General features: G+C 67.7%; 11 protein-coding genes. 3 read left to right on the top strand and 8 right to left on the bottom strand.

The window, feature by feature from the left end; genetic code table 11:
- Positions 1-3 precede the first annotated feature (3 nt).
- Both VGD28_RS17925 and VGD28_RS17920 read right to left on the bottom strand, forming a co-directional pair.
- On the bottom strand, positions 4-1,053 hold the full coding sequence (locus VGD28_RS17925) for a sugar phosphate isomerase/epimerase (protein WP_331029720.1): 1,050 nt from the start codon (positions 1,051-1,053) through the stop codon (positions 4-6).
- Positions 1,050-2,297, bottom strand: a complete 1,248-nt coding sequence (locus tag VGD28_RS17920) for an MFS transporter (protein WP_331029719.1) — start codon at positions 2,295-2,297, stop codon at positions 1,050-1,052. Before VGD28_RS17920 ends, VGD28_RS17925 begins: the two co-directional genes overlap by 4 nt.
- A gap of 122 nt (positions 2,298-2,419) precedes the next feature.
- Between VGD28_RS17920 and VGD28_RS17915 the strand changes: the two genes are divergently transcribed.
- Positions 2,420-3,421, top strand: coding sequence for a LacI family DNA-binding transcriptional regulator (locus VGD28_RS17915; RefSeq protein WP_331029718.1), 1,002 nt, complete (start codon positions 2,420-2,422; stop codon positions 3,419-3,421).
- Here the strand turns inward: VGD28_RS17915 and VGD28_RS17910 are convergent.
- The 6 genes from VGD28_RS17910 to VGD28_RS17885 form a co-directional block, all read right to left on the bottom strand.
- Positions 3,411-4,817 (bottom strand): amidohydrolase family protein, encoded by a 1,407-nt coding sequence (locus VGD28_RS17910; RefSeq protein WP_331029717.1) that lies wholly within the window; start codon positions 4,815-4,817, stop codon positions 3,411-3,413. The two genes, VGD28_RS17915 and VGD28_RS17910, sit on opposite strands and share 11 nt — an antisense overlap.
- Positions 4,818-4,938: 121 nt before the next feature.
- Positions 4,939-6,267: a dicarboxylate/amino acid:cation symporter gene (locus tag VGD28_RS17905; RefSeq protein WP_414714521.1), complete on the bottom strand. Its 1,329-nt coding sequence runs from the start codon at positions 6,265-6,267 to the stop codon at positions 4,939-4,941.
- A complete protein-coding gene (locus tag VGD28_RS17900) occupies positions 6,264-8,672 on the bottom strand; it encodes a TonB-dependent receptor (RefSeq protein WP_331029716.1) in 2,409 nt (802 codons plus the stop codon). The genes VGD28_RS17905 and VGD28_RS17900 overlap by 4 nt, the downstream gene beginning before the upstream one ends.
- A 132-nt stretch (positions 8,673-8,804) precedes the next feature.
- On the bottom strand, positions 8,805-10,292 hold the full coding sequence (gene treF, locus VGD28_RS17895) for an alpha,alpha-trehalase TreF (protein ID WP_331029715.1): 1,488 nt from the start codon (positions 10,290-10,292) through the stop codon (positions 8,805-8,807).
- The gene (locus tag VGD28_RS17890) at positions 10,289-11,554 is read right to left on the bottom strand and encodes an MFS transporter (protein ID WP_331029714.1); all 1,266 of its coding nucleotides are present in this window, start codon (positions 11,552-11,554) and stop codon (positions 10,289-10,291) included. The genes treF and VGD28_RS17890 overlap by 4 nt, the downstream gene beginning before the upstream one ends.
- A gap of 128 nt (positions 11,555-11,682) precedes the next feature.
- On the bottom strand, positions 11,683-12,714 hold the full coding sequence (locus VGD28_RS17885) for a LacI family DNA-binding transcriptional regulator (protein ID WP_331029713.1): 1,032 nt from the start codon (positions 12,712-12,714) through the stop codon (positions 11,683-11,685).
- A gap of 143 nt (positions 12,715-12,857) precedes the next feature.
- Between VGD28_RS17885 and VGD28_RS17880 the strand changes: the two genes are divergently transcribed.
- Both VGD28_RS17880 and VGD28_RS17875 read left to right on the top strand, forming a co-directional pair.
- Positions 12,858-15,248 (top strand): TonB-dependent receptor, encoded by a 2,391-nt coding sequence (locus VGD28_RS17880; protein WP_331029712.1) that lies wholly within the window; start codon positions 12,858-12,860, stop codon positions 15,246-15,248.
- A 99-nt stretch (positions 15,249-15,347) separates the two neighbouring features.
- Positions 15,348-16,751, top strand: a complete 1,404-nt coding sequence (locus tag VGD28_RS17875; RefSeq protein ID WP_331029711.1) for a sulfatase — start codon at positions 15,348-15,350, stop codon at positions 16,749-16,751.
- Positions 16,752-16,894: the final 143 nt, after the last annotated feature.

Genomic DNA, 16,894 nt, shown 5'->3' with positions numbered 1-16,894 from the left:
CGCTCAGAGCCCCATCAGCGCGCGGATCGCGTTCCGGTCCGCACCGCTCGCCGCAAAATCGTCGAACGGCTTCTCGGTCAGGCGAATGATGTGATCGCGGATGAACGGCGCGCCTTCTCGCGCCCCGTCCTCCGGATGCTTGAGCGCGCACTCCCATTCGAGCACGGCCCAGCCGGCATAGCCATATTGCGCCAGCTTGCTGAAGATCCCGACGAAATCGACCTGCCCGTCGCCCAGCGAGCGGAAGCGGCCGGCGCGATCCACCCAGCTCTGATAGCCGCCATAGACGCCCGAGCGCCCGGTCGGATTGAACTCGGCATCCTTCACATGGAAGCACGAGATGCGGTCGTGGTAGCGGTCGATGAAGTCGAGATAGTCGAGCTGCTGCAGCACATAGTGCGACGGGTCGAACAGGATTCGCGCGCGGGGATGGTTATCGACCGCGGCGAGGAAGCGCTCCCACGTCGCGCCGTCATGGATGTCCTCGCCCGGGTGGATCTCATAGGCGCAATCGACGCCCGCTTCCTCGAACACGTCGAGGATGGGAATCCAGCGGCGGGCCAGCTCGGCAAAGGCCTCTTCGACCAGCCCCGCCGGGCGCTGCGGCCAGGGATAGACATAGGGCCAGGCCAGCGCCCCCGAGAAGGTCGCATGGGCCTTCAAGCCAAGATTGCCGCTCGCTTTGGCCGCCAGCTTGACCTGCTCGACCGCCCACGCCTGGCGCTCCGCGGGCTTGCCGTGCAGCTCGGGCGGGGCGAAGCCGTCGAACAGCTGATCGTAAGCCGGATGCACCGCAACCAACTGGCCGTGCAGATGAGTCGAAAGCTCGGTCGGCTCGACGCCGTAGCCGGCGAGCTTGCCGCGCAGATCGTCGCAATAGGCCTTGCTCTCCGCCGCCAGCTTGAGGTCGAACAACCGCGGATCGCAGGGGATCTGGATCCCCTTATAGCCAAGCTCTCCCGCCCATTTGGCCAGCCCGTCGAGCGTGTCGAACGGCGCGGTGTCGCCCATGAACTGGGCGAGGAAGATCGCGGGGCCCTTCATCGCGCTCATGCTGCGACTCCCTTGCTGTCGTCGCGGAACAGAAGCTGGAACAGCACGGTGATGACCACGGCCGCGATCGCCGGATACCACCACATCTGCTGCCAGTCGGCGATCGTCGGGGTCGCCGGCAGCTGCGCATAGAGCAGCCCGCCGATCTGCGATCCCAGCAGCATGCCGACGCCATAGGTGAACAGGGTCAGCATCCCCTGCGCCTGGGCGTTGACGCCCTTGGGCGTGGCGATGGTGCCGGTGTAGATCGCGCCGGCGACGAAGAAGAAGTCGTAGCACACCCCATGCAGCGCCACGCCGAGATAGATCGCCCAGAGCGAGTCCCCGCCGTCGCCGATCGCGAACAGCGCATAGCGCAGCGCCCAAGCCGCCATGCCCACCAGCAGCAGCGGCTTCACGCCGAACCGGCGGTACAGCCAGGGCATTGAGAACATGAACGCCAGCTCGGACATCTGCCCGATCGACATCGTGCCGCCGACATTGGCGATGCCCGCCGCGCCGATATAGGCCGAGGCATAGGCGTAATACATCGCCAGCGGGATCGAGATCAGCGTCGCGCAGATGATGAAGATCAGGAAGGAACGCTGCCGCATCAGGCCGAACGCCTCGACGCACAGCACCTGGCGCACCAGCGATTCCTCGCGCGGCGCATCGGGCTCGACCGCGGGAAGGGTCAGGCTGTAGAGGCCGAGCGCGATCGACACGACCGCAGCGACGCGGAAGATCTCCGGGCTTGCCGAGAGCGCTGCCCAGCCGATGATCAGGCCCGCGACGATCCAGCCCAGCGTGCCGAATGCCCGGACGAAGGGGAAGCGATCGTCGCGCGCGCCGAGGCTCTTGAGCGCGATGGTGTTCGCAAGGCCCACGGTCGGCATGTAGAGGATCATGTAGCCGAGCAGCACCCAGACGAAGGTGTCGCCCGTCTCCGGCTTCACCAGCCCCGGCAGCGCCAGCAGGATCGCGCCGCCCACCAGATGGAGGATCACCATCAGCGCCTTGGGACTGAGATAGCGGGTCGCGGCCATGCCGAGCAGGAAGGAACCGGCGATCGACGCGATGGGGCCGACCGAAAAGGCGTTGGCGATCAGGTTGCCGATCCCGACGGTCTGCATGACGAGGCCAAGCGTGACGGCCCATGCGCCCCACACGAAGAACTGCATGAACATGAGGGCGCTGAGCCGCCCCATCAGCATTCCCGAAACCGGATGCGAAGCGCCATCCAGCGCCCCATTGGCCGTGGCCATGCGACCCCTCCCCTCAATACAGCTCGTCTTCTTGCGACTCAGGCTACGCAGATCGCAGATTGATGTAAAGGATTACATCGAATTTTGTCGACAGGCTGCGCGACACGCGACATGAAGCCCCGATGCCAACGATTATCGACGTCGCCGCGGTCGCGGGCGTCTCGACTGCCACGGTTTCGCGCGTATTGAGTCAGCCCGATCGTGTGGCGGAATCGACCCGCCTGCGCGTGCTCGAGGTCGTTCAGTCGCTGGGCTATGCTCCAAACGTCGCGGCGCGGACGCTGCGCACCTTGCGCGCCGCCAAGATCCTGCTGACCGTGCCCGACATCTCCAACCCGTTCTTCGCGAGCATCATCCGCGGCGCGGAGGAAGCGGCGCGCGACGCGGGCTATGCGGTGGTCGTCGGCGACACCCGCCACGATCCGCAGGTCGAGGATCAATATGCGGAAATGCTGTCGCGCCGCGAAGTGGACGGGCTGATCTTTCTCGGCCACCGCTTGCCGGACAATCTCAGCGCGCTCCTGACGCGGCCGGGCATCGCGGCACCGGTCGTCAACGGTTGCGAATACAGCCCTGATCTCGGCGTCCCGAGCGTGCATATCGACAATGCCGCGGCGAGCGGCGACGCCGTCGAGCATCTGATCGAGCTCGGCCATCGCGATATCGGCATCATCACCGGGCCGCTCATCAGCCCGATCAGCAGCGATCGTCTTTCGGGCGCCATGGAGGCAGCCGAGCGGCACGGCCTGAAGGATCGTCTGCAGATCCGGAACGGCGACTATTCGGCGAAGCTGGCGTTCGAGTTGGCGGGGAACCTGCTCGAGCAGAACGTCACCGCGATCTTCTGCTTCAGCGACGAGATGGCGATGGGCGCGATCAGCGCGATCGGCGCGGCCGGACTCACCTGCCCCGGGCATATCTCCGTCGTCGGCTTCGACGATCTTCCGACCGCCCGCTTCTTCCAGCCCGCGCTCACTACGATTGCTCAGCCCAAAGGGCTGATCGGCCAACGAACCGTCGAGCTGCTGGTCGAGATCCTGCGCGATCCGGAAAGTCCGATCCGGCAGATCACCCTGCCCCACGAGCTCATCGTCCGCGACAGCACCAAGGCGGTCAGTCCCTAGCTGCCGCTATCTTCTCGAGACGCGCCTGAATCTCACTTTCGGACAGCCAGCGTCCCCGCACCATCACGCCGGCGCGGCGCTCGACATTGGCCAGTTTCTCGAGCGGATTGCCGGTCAGCAGAATCAGGTCGGCGCGCTGCCCCGGTGCGATCGTGCCGAAGCGTGCCTTCGAGCCGAAATAGCGCGCCGCCTCACGCGTTCCGGTCGAGAGCACCTGATAGGGCGTGAGCCCCGCCGCCTGCATCATCCGCATCTCGTGATGGATCGAGAAGCCGGGCACGTTGAAGAATTGCGGCGCGTCCGAGCCGAGCGCGACCGGTGCGCCCGCGGCGTGAAGATCGCGCACCAGACGGCGGCGGAGTTCGACCAGCCGCCGCGTCGCATCCGGCTGGAAATCGGGGCGCGCAGCGAAGTCTCGCTTCGCCTTAACCCAGCCATCCAACACGCGCTTGGGCATGTAGCGCATTTCCGGTCGGGCGATCATCGTCTCGGGCGCCTCGGGCGAAGCCAGATGCTCGACCAGACTCAGCGTCGGGACGTTCCAGGTGCCGGCTGCGATCGTTCGCCGCACGGCATCGGGGATGCGGCGTTCATCGATGAATTGCACCCAGCCGCTGCCAAAGAAGCCGGCCGGGCGTCCCGCAGTATCGGTGCCTTCCGGGACCAGGAACTCGACATAGCGATCGAGATGGTCGATCGAGGCCTGCCTGCTCCCAAGCGCGTCGTTGAGCCGGACGCCATCGGGAATGTGGCCGCCGAACGGCATGCCGATTCGGTTCGCGGTCTCCGCCATCGCGAGATAGGCGTCCCGGGGCACGCTGCCGATCTTGATCAGGTCATATCCGGCCGCGCGATAATCGCGCACCGCCTGACGCGCCTTGTCGGGCGTCCCGGCCACCGTCGGGCTCAGCCAGGGACTCGCAGCATAGAGCGTCGGGCCAGGCACTTCCCCCGCGGCGATGCGATCGCGCAGGGCGAGGTGCGATGCATTTCCGGCCATGTTGCGGACGGTCGTGACGCCATTCGCGACATAGAGAAACAGCATAGCGTCGCGATAGGCCGGATCCTCGGCCCCGGGCACATGGCCGTGCATCTCGGCGAGGCCCGGCATCAGCCAGCGTCCCTGGCCTTCGATCCGGCGGGCGCCCGCCGGAACGTGTGCGGCGGCCGCCGGCGTCACGGAGACGATCTGCCCACCCCGCACCACCACGGTCTGGTTCGCGAGAACCCGTTCACGATCCATCGGCACGACGTTGACCCCGATAAAGGCGATCGTCTGGCCAGGCGCCTGCGTGTCCGCTCCCGCTCCTCTTGCCGCAAGGAATGCAGCCGCGATCAGCAGCGCGCACAGGAGGATCAATGGAACGCGCGCATATAAAGAGGCGATGCGGAGCATGGAACGCCCTCCTTTTCGGCGGACACGGCGAGCTGGCCAACCGCTTCCGCCTGATACCACCTGGAGGACAAGTTGTCAGGTCCGGGAGCCAGTCGTCAGACACGGACCGGAACGACCTCACCTATATGGAGAGGGCGGCGCCGGAGCCCGCGACGCCATAACGCACCTCGTCCAGCACGCCCTCGCGTTTGGCGACGATGGCGGGCACGAGGATCTGACCCGCCACGTTGACCGCTGTCCGCCCCATGTCGAGGATCGGGTCGATCGCGAGCAGCAGCCCGACGCCTTCGAGCGGCAGTCCGAGCGTCGAAAGCGTAAGCGTCAGCATCACTGTCGCGCCGGTCAGCCCTGCCGTCGCCGCCGATCCGATCACCGAGACGAAGGCGATCAGCGCATAGCTCGCCGGCGTCAGCGCCAGCCCGTAGAATTGCGCGACGAAGATCGCGGCGATCGCGGGATAGATCGCCGCGCAGCCATCCATCTTGGTGGTCGCGCCCAGCGGCACCGCGAAGGCGGCATAGGACCGCGGCACGCCGAGCCGCTCGGCCGCCGCTTCGGTCACCGGCAGCGTGCCGATCGACGAGCGCGAGACGAAGCCGAGCTGGATCGCAGGCCATGCGCCCGCGAAGAAACGCGACGGGCTGAGTCCGTTCGCCGCGAGCAGCAGCGGATAGACCAAAGCGATCACCAGCAGCAGGCCAAGATAGACGGCTCCTGCGAACGCGCCGAGCGCCGACAGCGCGTCCCAGCCGTAGCGCGCGACCGCATCGCCGATCAGCGCGGCGCTGCCGATCGGGGTCAGCGCGATCACCCACAGCAGCAGACGGCGGAAGAGCGCGAGCGCCGAAGCGTTGAAGGCGAGGAACGGCTCGCCCTTCTCGCCGATCCGCACCGCCGCCGCGCCCACCGCGATCGCGGCGACGATGATCTGCAGCACGTTGAACGACAAAGCGGTGGTGGCGTGGCCATCGATCACCGTGGTCGCGGCGGTGATACCGAGGAAGTTCGCGGGCACCAGCCCCTTGAGGAAATCGAGCCACGAACCGGTCGTCGCAGGCAACCTTGCCGCGGCCGGGTCAATCCCGGCATGCAGCCCCGGCTGGATGACGAGACCGAGCACGACCCCGATCGTAACGGCGATCAACGCGGTGATCGCGAACCACAACAGCGTCCGCCACGCCAGCCGCGCGGCGTTATCCAGATCGCGCAGCGCGGCGATCGAAGCGACGATCGCGGTGAAGACTAGGGGCGGCACCAGCGCCTTCAGTAGCTGGACGAAAATCTGCCCGATGGTGCGCAGTCCTTCCCCCAGCACTGCGCTCGCGATCTGATCGGGGCCGAGCGCCCGCGCGGCGAGCCCGAGCAGCAGCCCAAGCGCCATGCCCGCGAGCACCTGCACCCCGAACGACGGCAGCCGCCGCCGGGCATCGGCTGCCGTCACATTGCTCACCAGCTCAACCCGACGCGAGCGTAGAGGTAGCGACCACCGAAGCCGAAGGGCGAGTAATAGGGGAAGGCGACCACGCCGGTGGTGTTCTGGGCCGCCAGCGCCGCATCGGGATAGACGTCGAACAGATTGTTGACGCCGATCGCGAACTGGCCGCCCTTGACCGGCTGGTAGCGCAGCTCGAGGTCGGTGACGACGTGGCGGCCGGTGTTGATGTCGGCGGTCGGGGTCGTACCGGGCTGGTTGACGTTTCCATAGTAAGTGGCGCGCGCGGTGACGCCGATGCCGTCGAGCGACCAGTCGAGCGACCCGCTGACCTTCTCGCCCGGCGTGCCTTCCTCCAGCGTGAGGACGCGGCTGCGCGCGAACAGCACAGGGGCGGGGTTGATCGTCGCGGTCGAGGTCGGCACCCGCGTCACCTTGGTCTGGTTCACGTTGCCGGCCAGCGTGAGGTCGAACTTGCCGGCGCTTTCGGTCGGGATGCGGTAGTGCGCGACCACGTCGATCCCGCGGACGCGCGAGCGCAGCCCATTGATGAAGAAGCGCGCGGCCTGCACATTGAAGGGCGCCAGGATCGCCGCAACCTGCGGGCTGAAGCTCGCCTGGATATTCTCCGACAAGCCAAGCTGGTCGCGCAGCCGGATCTGATAGGCGTCGACCGTCAGGTCGAATCCGCCGCTTCGGATCACCGTGCCGAGCGAGAAGTTGGTCGACTTCTCCGGCTCAAGCGGCTTGCCGCCCAGCGCCGCCGCGACCGGGCTGACCGACGGGAAGGTGCCGGTGAGGATCGGGGTGCCGTTCTGGACCACCGACGCGACTGATGTGAAATATTGCTGCTGCAGGCTCGGCGCGCGGAAGCCGGTCGATGCGGTGCCGCGCAGCGCCAGCCAGGGCGTCACGTCGTAACGCAGCGAGACCTTGCCGTTCGCGGTCTCGCCAAAGTCCGAATAATGTTCGACCCGGCCGGCCAGCCCGATCAGGAACGCATCGGTCAGCTGCGCCTCCAGGTCGAGATAGGCGCTGGCCGCACGGCGGCTGCGCTCGATCTCGTTGAGCGGGGAGAAGCCGCCAAAGCCCTGTGCGCCCGGGGCCTGTCCCGGCACCGCGCCGCTGGCGGGATAGCCGTACGACGCCAGTTCGCCGGCCTCGATCTTGTAGCCCTCACGCCGTCCCTCGACGCCGAAGGCGACGTTGAGCGATCCCAGCACGTCGAAGGTCCGCGCCACGTCGATGCCCGCGACCCACTGATCATAGGCGATCGCGCCGTCGTAGAAATTCGTGGGCGAGGCGTTGCCATAGGCATAGTTCGCCGAATCGCGCGTGTAGAAGTCGATCTCGTTGCGGCCGTAGCTGACGTTGAGATCGACGTTCCAGCCGCCCAGTTCGCCCTTCAAGCCGAGTGCGGTGTTGAGGTTGCGCGACTTGGTATTGATGATCGGGAGGAAGCCGTCGGGCCAGATGCCCGATACGGCGCCCGCCGCCGCAGGCAGGCGTGGAAAGGCTGCGCTGCGGCTGTCGCGGTCCTGATACCCTGCCCAGCCATAGAGGCTCCAGGTATCGGAGATGCTGGTGCCGGCGTTGACGAAGCCGGTGAACTGCTCGACGCGCGGGTCGCCGAAGCGGCCGGTGATGCGCGTGGGCGTCACGCGCGGATCAAAGTCGGCGCGGTTGGTCGCCTCACGCTTCAGATACTCGCCCGAGACGGTGACGAAGCCGTCCGAGCCGAAGCCGAAGCCCTGCCAGGCGCTGGCGGTGATCGATGGCTCGCCGGTGGTGCTGCGCGATCCGCGCGCCGTCTCGATATCGGTATTGTAGAAGCCATAGGTCAGCGTCGCGCCGCCGCCCGACCGCGCCGCGCGCAACCGCAGGTTGATGACCCCCGCGATCGCATCCGATCCGTATTGCGCCGACGCACCGTCGCGCAGCACCTCGACCCGGTCGAGCGCCGCGGTGGGTATCGTGTTGAGGTCGACCGCCGCGGAACCGCGGCCCACTGACCCGTTGGTGTTGAGCAAAGCCGAGCTGTTGGCGCGCACGCCGTTGACCAGCACCAGCGTCTGATCGGGCTGCAGCCCGCGCAGCGTCGCGGGGCGGATCGCGTCGGTGCCATCGACTGCTGAAGGTCGCGGGAAGTCGATCGAGGGCGCCACTGCTGCGAGCGCCGCCCCCAGTTCGGTCGTCCCCTGATTGCGCAGCGTGTTGCCGCCCAGCACGTCGACCGGCGAGGCGGTGTCGAGCCGCGAGCGGCCCTGCGCACGCGTGCCGGTCACGACGATCTCCTCGCCTCCCGCGGCCTGCGGGGATTCTTCCGGCGCGCCCTGGACTTGCTGGGCGGTGGCGAGCGACGGCACGAAAGCCAGCGCGGCGGCAGTGGCGGCGAGGTGAAGCTTGAGCGGCACGTTACGCATGGAAAACCCCTTTCGATGAGGGGATTCAAATCATATTCCAAGCATGGGAATTGAAGCCTAGAAAACTTGTCGCGATACCAATGCGAGCTTTCCCGGCCCGCCCGCCCTTCTCCTGAACGCAGGGCGTTGCGGCTAAGCCTGCGCCAGCGCCATCAGCTCCTGGGTCACCGCGTTGGTCCAGCCAAAACCGATCTCGGTGCCATATTCGCCGCCGCCGCCAGCGTCGCACCGCTCGACATCATATTTCTCGAGCAGCTGACCCGTGGCAGTGAAATGCGCTTGGATCATCCGGAGCCAGTTCGCGGCGATCTCGGCGGCGAACTCGGCTTGATCGTGCATCTGCAGGCCGGTGATCGCGATCCACTGCAGGGGAGCCCAGCCATTTGGCGCATCCCATTGCTGACCGGTGTGCCTCCGCGTCGCGAGCAATCCGCCCCGCGCCAACAAGCCTCGCAATGCGTCCGCGACCTGGGCAGCGCGCGCATCGCGCGTAACTCCGGTAAACAGGGTGAATGCCGCCGCCCCCGTCAGTTGGTTATGGGGCGCGTGGGTGTCGATATCGTAGTCAGTGTAGCAGTGGAGGGTTTCGTTCCACAGATGGGTCTCGATTGCTTCCCGGCGCAATTCGCTCCTGCGCAGAAATGCTTCGGCTGCCTCCGCTTCGCCGAGCGCAGCCGCGGAAGCCGCGATCGCGTTCTCGAGGCCGAACAGCAATGCATTGAGATCGATCGGCGCAAAGCGGGTGGTGCGGATCGTCTCCAGAGAGCGGCCGTCGCCCAGCCAGCGCGAGCTGAAATCCCAGCCGCTCTCCGCCGCCGCGCGGATATCGCGCCACAGCTCCTCCGCCGGTCGTTCCGGCACCCGCGCGGCAAGCTCGACATCCTCGCGCCAGGATTCGTCGCGGGGGGCGGGGTGGTCGTCCCAGTAGCGATTGAGCAGGGCACCGTGAAGCCGCACGACGCGGCGATGCGCGCCGGTGCCCGTCAATTGCTCCTCGCCCGCCATCCAGAAGCGGTGCTCGGCCTGCATCCAGCGCAGCCGATCCCGCTGCGCAGCCACGGAATCGTCCCGCGAGAGCGCCGCCATCAGATAGAAGACCGGCGGGTGCGACCGGCTGAGATAATAGCTGCGCGTGCCGTTCGGGATATGACCGAAGCGATCGATCAGGCTGCCGAAATTGACGATCATGTCCTCGACCAGATCCTGGCGCCCCGAACGGACCAGCCCCAGCATCGTGAAGTAGCTGTCCCAGTAATAGAGCTCGCGGAACCGCCCGCCGGGAACGACATGGCGGCGCGGCAGCGCGAGGAGCGACGAGCCCGGCGGCGGCGCGACGGGCTCGCGCGTCAGGATCGGCCAGAGCGCGGCGATATGATCGGCGAGCGGGCGGGCATCGGGCGCCGGATAATCCTCAGCCTCGGGAAGGTCGAAATTGTCGCGCACGAACGCCCGCAGCGCGGGATCGTCAAGCGGGGCAAGCGCTGCCCAGTCGTGCATGATCGCACCGGGCGACCGGCGCGGAACCGCGTCGGCAAAGGTCTTGGAATCGGGGAACAGGCCGCGTTCCTGCACGGTCGCGAAGAGGGTGCCGAACAGATCGGAAGGCTGGGGTACGTTCATGCTGCGGCCGCCTGGCGCTTGCGGATGACGGGCAGGGCGATGGCGATCAGCGCGATCGGCACCAAGGTGAAGTAGAAGGCGAGCGCGCCGGGCAGGCTCTGGAACAGCAGGCCGGTGACGAACGATCCGAGCGTTCCGCCCAGCGCGGAGAAGATCACGATCAGCCCCATCATCGCGGCATGGCGGTGACGCGGGAGCGCGCTCAGCGCCACCGAGCAGAGCGTGGGGTAGATCGGCGCGAGAAAGACGCCGAGCAGCGGGAAGAGATAGGCGGCGGCAGGCGCGCTGAGCCAGCCGATGTCGGGGCGCGGCGTGACGCCGCTGGCAAGCGGAAGCGACACGAGGATCAGCACCGCGATGCAGCCGAGGCAGCCGAGCAGGGCAGGCAGCCAGGCGACCCGCCGCAGCACCACGCCCGAGGCGAGGCGGCCGACCGCGAGCGCGCCGACGAAGATGCTGGTCATCTGCACGCTCATCGCGGCGGGCAGGTGCAGCACTTCGTTGTTGAAGGTCGGCAGCCAGGTGCCGACGCTCTGCTCGACCAGAACGTAGAGGAACAGCCCGGCGAGCACCGCGACGCTGGCCGGCAGCAGGGCAAGGCGGAGCATCTCGCCCCAATGCGCCGCGCCCGCGTCCTCGGGGGCGACCGCGCCGCGCTCGTCGAGCGGGGTGACGAGCCACAGCAGCGCCAGCGCAAGGCAGACGCCGCCGAGCACCCAATAGACGCGCAGCCACGCGCTGCCAGTGGTGTCGGCGCCGACGAACCAGCCGAACAGCCACACGCCGACCAGCAGCCCGACCATGAACACGCCTTCGACCAGCCCGGTGATGCTGGCGTGATCGGCGGGATCGCGCGCGAGCAGCCCGATCGAGGAATAGGTCGCGACCTTGGCGATGCCGAAGCTGAGGCCGGTGGCGACGAACAACGCCTGCATCGCGACGAAGCCGGTGGCAAAGGAAGCGAGCAGGCAGGCGGCGCCGATCAGCGCCATCACGCCGATCAGCGCGCGGCGATAGCCGAATGCCGGGACGCGGGTGGCAAGCAGGAAGGAGGCCGCGACGACCGACAGGTCCTTGCACGCCTCAAGCGTCGACCCCATCGGCTTGGTCGCGTCGAAATGGCGGATCGACTGAAGGATCACCACGCCGACGCTGTTCATCAATATGCCGAGCACCGCATAGGTGAGCGCGAGCGCGATGATGACGCGGACGCGGTTCATCGCCGTATCTCCTGGAGGATCGGCCCTCAACTCTTCGGTCATCACGCACCTCCCCGCGGCGCAGGCCCTGCGGCCCGTCGTTTCGATGCACAGGCCTATAAAGTTATGAAATGCATTTCAAGGGCGTTGCCGGGCGTCGGCGTTGCAACCGCTCCAGCGGTCCACCCGCCTCAGGTCTCGCGGATCACCATCTGGGTGGGCAGCAGGGTCGAGCGCGCCCGGGCGCCGTCGATCTGCTGCATCAGCTTCTCGACCAGCAGCGCGCCCGCGACATCGGTCTTCTGGTCGATCGTGGTGATGCTGGGGTTGAAATGCCCCGCGGGCGGGATGTTGTTGTAGCCGACCAGCGAATAATCCTGCGGCGCGGTCAGCCCGCGATCGCGGAAGGCGCCGATCGCGGCCATCGCCGCGGTGTCCGAAAAGGCGAAGACCGCATCGGGGCGCGCGCCGCCCGCGAGATAGGCGGCGACGGTCTCGGCGGTGGCGGTGAAGGCCATCGAGGCGATCGGAAGATACTCGACCGTCACCTCGGGATGGCGCGCGGCCTCCTGGCACAGCCCCTCATAGCGCAGCCGCAACTCCTCGTGCCTTATGTCCCCCACGAACAGCCATCGCGTGCGCCCGCGCTTCCGGAAATACTCGCCCGCCAGCCGCCCGCCGAGCAGATTGTCGCTGCCCACCGCGCAATAGCCCGCATCCTTGGAGACCGCACCCCACACCGCCATCGGAATGCCGCGCCGGGCCAGGCCGCGCAGCATCGCGTCGCGCGTCCCCTGCCCCAGGATGATGAAGCCGTCGGCGCCGCGGGCGCGGTGGAAATCCTCGAACGCGCGCGCGTCGTCGAGGCCGGGCGGGGAGAGCAGCAGCTCCTGGTTGCGGATCGACAGCGCTTCGGACACGCCGGCGAGCAGCTCGAAGATGAAGGGATCGCCGATCGCGCCGTGGCGGTGCGAGGCGAAGTCGAGCATCACCGCGATCGTGCCGGTGCGCGACTGGCGCAGCTTCTTGGCGTTGCGGTTGACGGCGTAGCCATGGGCCTGCGCCACCTCGAGCACACGGGTCCGCGTCTCGCCGGTCACCAGCGGGCTGTCGTTGAGCACGCGCGAGACGGTGGGCATCGACACGTTCGCGAGACGCGCAATGTCGCGCATCGTCGGGCGGCCGCCGCGCGGCTTCGCTGATTCTGGAGGCTCCTCGCTCATCTGCGCCGACCGTAGGCGGGCAAAGGGTGTGCATCAAGCGCGGCGCGGCCACTTTGCAAACTATCTTGAAAAGCATTTCATAATTGCATAGCATCCATCCTCGAAGGGCAAATGTGCCCGGTCATATTCGAAGGGGAGGACACATGCTTCGAAGTGCAATCCTGATGCTGGGCACCGCGCCGCTGGCGCTGATCGCCACCGCCGCGCACGCGCAGACCGCGCCCGATTCGCAGGCCGCCGAGCCCGCCGCGGAGGAGGAGATCGTCGTGGTCGGCACCGCCGGCGGCGGCACGCGCCGCCAGGACGCGGCGTTCGCCGTCACCACGCTGAGCGAGGACGCGATCGACCGCGCCGCCCCCAACAGCACCGCCGACATCCTGCGCACCGTGCCCGGCGTGATGGCCGAGAGCTCGGGTGGCCAGAACGGCGCCAACATCTTCGTGCGCGGCTACCCTTCCGGCGGCGACGCGCAGTTCGTGACCTTCCAGCTCGGCGGCGTGCCGATCTATCCGCCGTCGACGCTGTCGTTCCTCGAGAACTCGCAGCTGATCCGCCTCGACGAGACGGTGAAGCGGGTCGAGGCGGTGCGCGGCGGCACCGGATCGCTCTTCTCGAGCGGGCAGCCGGGCCTGACCGTCAACGTGGTGCCGCGCACCGGCGGCAGCCGGTTCGAGGCGTTCGGCAAGGTGAGCTACACCGACTATGGAGAGATCCGCGGCGACGCCTGGGTCTCCGGCCCGCTCGGCGAGAACACCGGCTTCATGGTCGGCGGCTATTACGCGCAGGGCAACGGCGTCCGCGATCCGCAGTTCCGTGCGGAGAAGGGTGGCCAGATCACCGCGAACATCCGCCACGAGTTCGAGGGGCGCGGATCGGTCGAGATCTATGCGCGCTACCTCAACGACAAGGGCCAGTGGCTGCTGCCGATCCCGGTCGTGTCGAACAATGGCGAGATCAGCGCCTATCCGGGCTTCGACGCCGGCACCGGCACGCTGCCCGGGCGCGAGACGCGCGTGACGACCAACATCGTCGGCCGCACGCTCGACCTTGCCGAAGGGCGCGGCGCCGATGTGATCAACACCGGCATCGCCTTCGACTATGAGATCGCCGATGGCCTGCGCCTGCGCGAGCGGCTGAGCTATCTGGGCGGCAATGCCGACACGATCGGCATGGTCCCGGCCGGGCCGCCCAGCGCGGCCTCCGCGATGGCGGTGACGCTGGGCGGCGCGGGATCGACCGTGTCGACCCTGACCTATGCCAATGGCGGCCAGGCCGTCGCCGGCGGCGCCAGCGCGCAGGTGATGCGCGCGGGCCTGTGGGAAGTGCGCAAGAAGATCTCGTCCTTCGTGTCGGATTCGGCATTCGAGTGGACCGCGGGCAGCAACAAGCTGACCGGCGGCTTCTACTATGCCGACTATAGCTCGCGCGACAAATGGGTGCTGGGCAACCAGGTGCTGCTGACCGCCGAGCCCAATGCGCGGCTGCTCAACATGACGCTGAACGGCGGGCGGACCGCGACGCTCAATGGCTTCACCAGCGGGCCGGGGTTCCAGGTCGATGCCTTCTACAAGGGCAAGGACTATGCCTTCTACGCGGTGGACGAGTTCCAGATCACGCCCGAGCTGCGGATCGACGGCGGCCTGCGCTGGCAGCGCCACGTCGTCGATGCGACGCTGCGCACGCCGCAGGCGGCGACGGTCAATCTCGACGGCAACCCGAACACGCTCTACGACAATGCCGTCAACGTGCTCGGCGGGCCGCGCCAGCTCCACTATGCCGATTCGGCCTGGTCGTGGACCGTCGGCGCCAATTACGACATCACCAGCGAGATCGGCGTGTTCGCGCGCTACAGCCGCGGCAACAGCTTCCCGATGTTCGACAATCTGCGCGAAGGGCTGACGCTGATCGCCGAGGTCGACACCTATGAGGGCGGCCTCAAGATATCGACCCCGATGGTGAGCCTCTACGCGACGCTGTTCCACAACAAGTTCGACGGCCTCGCGACCTCGCGGCTCGTCAACGGCACGACGCCGACCCCAGATGTCGGCGGCGCCAAGGCGACGGGCGTCGAGCTGGAAGGCGCGATCCGCCCGTTCCAGGGCTTCAGCATCACCGCAGCCGGGACCTATCTCGACGCGACCTATGTCGACTTCTTCTCCGGCGGCGGCACGATCGACAACACCGGCAACCGCGTGCAGCGCCAGCCGAAATGGACGTGGCGCGTGACCCCGGCGTACGAGGTCGACCTGGGCGGGGTGAAGCCGGCGCTGTTCGCGACGCTGCAATATACCGGCGACCGCTTCTCGGACCCCGAGAACCTGCAGCTGCTGCCCAATTTCTACCAGCTCGATGCGGGCGTCTCGGTCGAGGTAGGCGAGCATCTGACGCTGGCGGTGACCGGCAACAACCTGACCGACGAGATCGGCCTGACCGAGGGCAACCCGCGCATCATCGGCGGGCAGGGCTCCGGGCCGATCCTCGCTCGACCCATCCTCGGCCGCTCCTTCCGCTTCAGCGCTGCGCTGAAGTTCTGACGGCCACCCCCCTTCCCCGGACCATTTCCCTCTTCAATGGTCCGGGGAACCTTTATTCGGCGCGGCGCCTAGCCGCACGACGAAAGCGGAGACCTGCCGATGCGCCGCCGCACGCTGCTCAAGGGGATGGCAGGCGCTGCTGCTGCGCCCGTCACCACGGTGCGGGCGGCGACGGGGCGGCAACGCAATGTGCTGCTGCTCATCTCGGATGATCAGGGGCTCGATCTCGGCTGCTACGGCACCCCGATCGCGACCCCCCGGCTCGACCGGCTGGCAGGCGAGGGCACGCGCTTCACGCACGCCTTCGCGGCGGTTTCCTCGTGCAGCCCCAGCCGCGCGGTGATCCATACCGGGCTCTACGGCCATCAGAACGGCATGTACGGGCTGCAGCACGACGTGCATCACCAGTCGCTGCTCGACGGGATCGAGACGCTGCCGTCGCTGCTGCGCCGGGCGGGCTATGCCACCGCATTGGTCGGCAAGAAGCATATCGGCCCCGACAGCGCATTCCCGTTCGAGGCGGAGCTGGTGCCCGAGCGTTCGGGCATCCGCGACGTGCGCGAGATGGCGGTGGCGGCGGGGAGCTTCATCCGCTCGACCAATGACCGGCCCTTCTTCGTAACCGTGGCATACAGCGATCCGCACCGCGCCGCGACCGACTATGGCAACGACCGGGCATGGCCGGGGGTGAAGCCGGTCCGCTACGATCCGGCGCGGGTGCATGTCCCCGCGCACCTGCCGGATTTGCCCGCAGTGCGGCAGGATCTCGCCGGATATTATGAATCGCTGAGCCGGCTCGACACCGGGGTCGGGATGCTGCTCGACCTGCTGGCGGAGAGCGGCCGCGCGGACGATACGCTAGTGATCTTCCTCAGCGACAATGGCCGACCGTTCGCCGGCGCCAAGACCAACCTTTACGCCCCGGGGCTGCATCTGCCGCTGATCGTGCGCGCGCCGGGCAGCGCGGCGGCGGTCAACGACGCGATGGTGAGCTGGACCGATATCGCGCCGACGATCCTCGACTGGGCCGGCGTCGCGCCGCCGCGTTATCCGCTATCGGGCTCCTCGCTGATGCCGGTGCTGGGCAAGCCCGGCGATCCCGCGCGCGACGCGGTGTTCGCGAGCCACGAGTTCCACGAGATCAACCAATATTATCCGATGCGCGCCGTCCGGACGCGGACGCACAGCTACATCCTCAACCTCGCCCACCCGCTCGACTATCCCGTCGCGGGCGACGTGGCGGGCTCGCCAAGCTGGCAGGCGATCGCCGCCGATCCCGCGATCCGGCTCGGCAAGCGCAGCCAGGCGGCCTATCTCAGGCGGCCGGCCGAGGAGCTCTACGACCTGACGCGCGACCCGGACGAGCTGGTCAACCTCGCCGCCGACCCGGCGCATGCCGCGGTGCGCGACACGCTCCGCGCTCGCTTGCTGGACATGCGCAAGGCGACGCGCGACCCGTGGCTGACGGGGCAGACCGATCCCTATTCGCACATGGGCAGATGAGAACCGGCGGCGTGGCGGCGGGATGCTGTGTGATAAAATGTTTCCGGACGTTGGCCGCACTAGCGCTTTGCCGGCGCACGCCCTAGTTGGGGCGCTGGCTGCCTGCGTGCGGCGCAATGCTCGCGGCGTGTGCGCTCGGTTCG

It is taken from the genome of Sphingomonas sp. (assembly GCF_036402235.1).
Lineage (GTDB): Bacteria > Pseudomonadota > Alphaproteobacteria > Sphingomonadales > Sphingomonadaceae > Sphingomonas.
This window is presented reverse-complemented; position numbering and strand designations above follow the sequence as displayed.

Coding starts and splice junctions, on each gene's coding strand:
- VGD28_RS17925 (WP_331029720.1), bottom strand. CDS start 1,053: ATGAGCGCGATGAAGGGCCCCGCGATCTTCCTCGCCCAGTTCATGGGC.
- VGD28_RS17920 (WP_331029719.1), bottom strand. CDS start 2,297: ATGGCCACGGCCAATGGGGCGCTGGATGGCGCTTCGCATCCGGTTTCG.
- VGD28_RS17915 (WP_331029718.1), top strand. CDS start 2,420: ATGCCAACGATTATCGACGTCGCCGCGGTCGCGGGCGTCTCGACTGCC.
- VGD28_RS17910 (WP_331029717.1), bottom strand. CDS start 4,817: ATGCTCCGCATCGCCTCTTTATATGCGCGCGTTCCATTGATCCTCCTG.
- VGD28_RS17900 (WP_331029716.1), bottom strand. CDS start 8,672: ATGCGTAACGTGCCGCTCAAGCTTCACCTCGCCGCCACTGCCGCCGCG.
- treF (WP_331029715.1), bottom strand. CDS start 10,292: ATGAACGTACCCCAGCCTTCCGATCTGTTCGGCACCCTCTTCGCGACC.
- VGD28_RS17890 (WP_331029714.1), bottom strand. CDS start 11,554: ATGACCGAAGAGTTGAGGGCCGATCCTCCAGGAGATACGGCGATGAAC.
- VGD28_RS17885 (WP_331029713.1), bottom strand. CDS start 12,714: ATGAGCGAGGAGCCTCCAGAATCAGCGAAGCCGCGCGGCGGCCGCCCG.
- VGD28_RS17880 (WP_331029712.1), top strand. CDS start 12,858: ATGCTTCGAAGTGCAATCCTGATGCTGGGCACCGCGCCGCTGGCGCTG.
- VGD28_RS17875 (WP_331029711.1), top strand. CDS start 15,348: ATGCGCCGCCGCACGCTGCTCAAGGGGATGGCAGGCGCTGCTGCTGCG.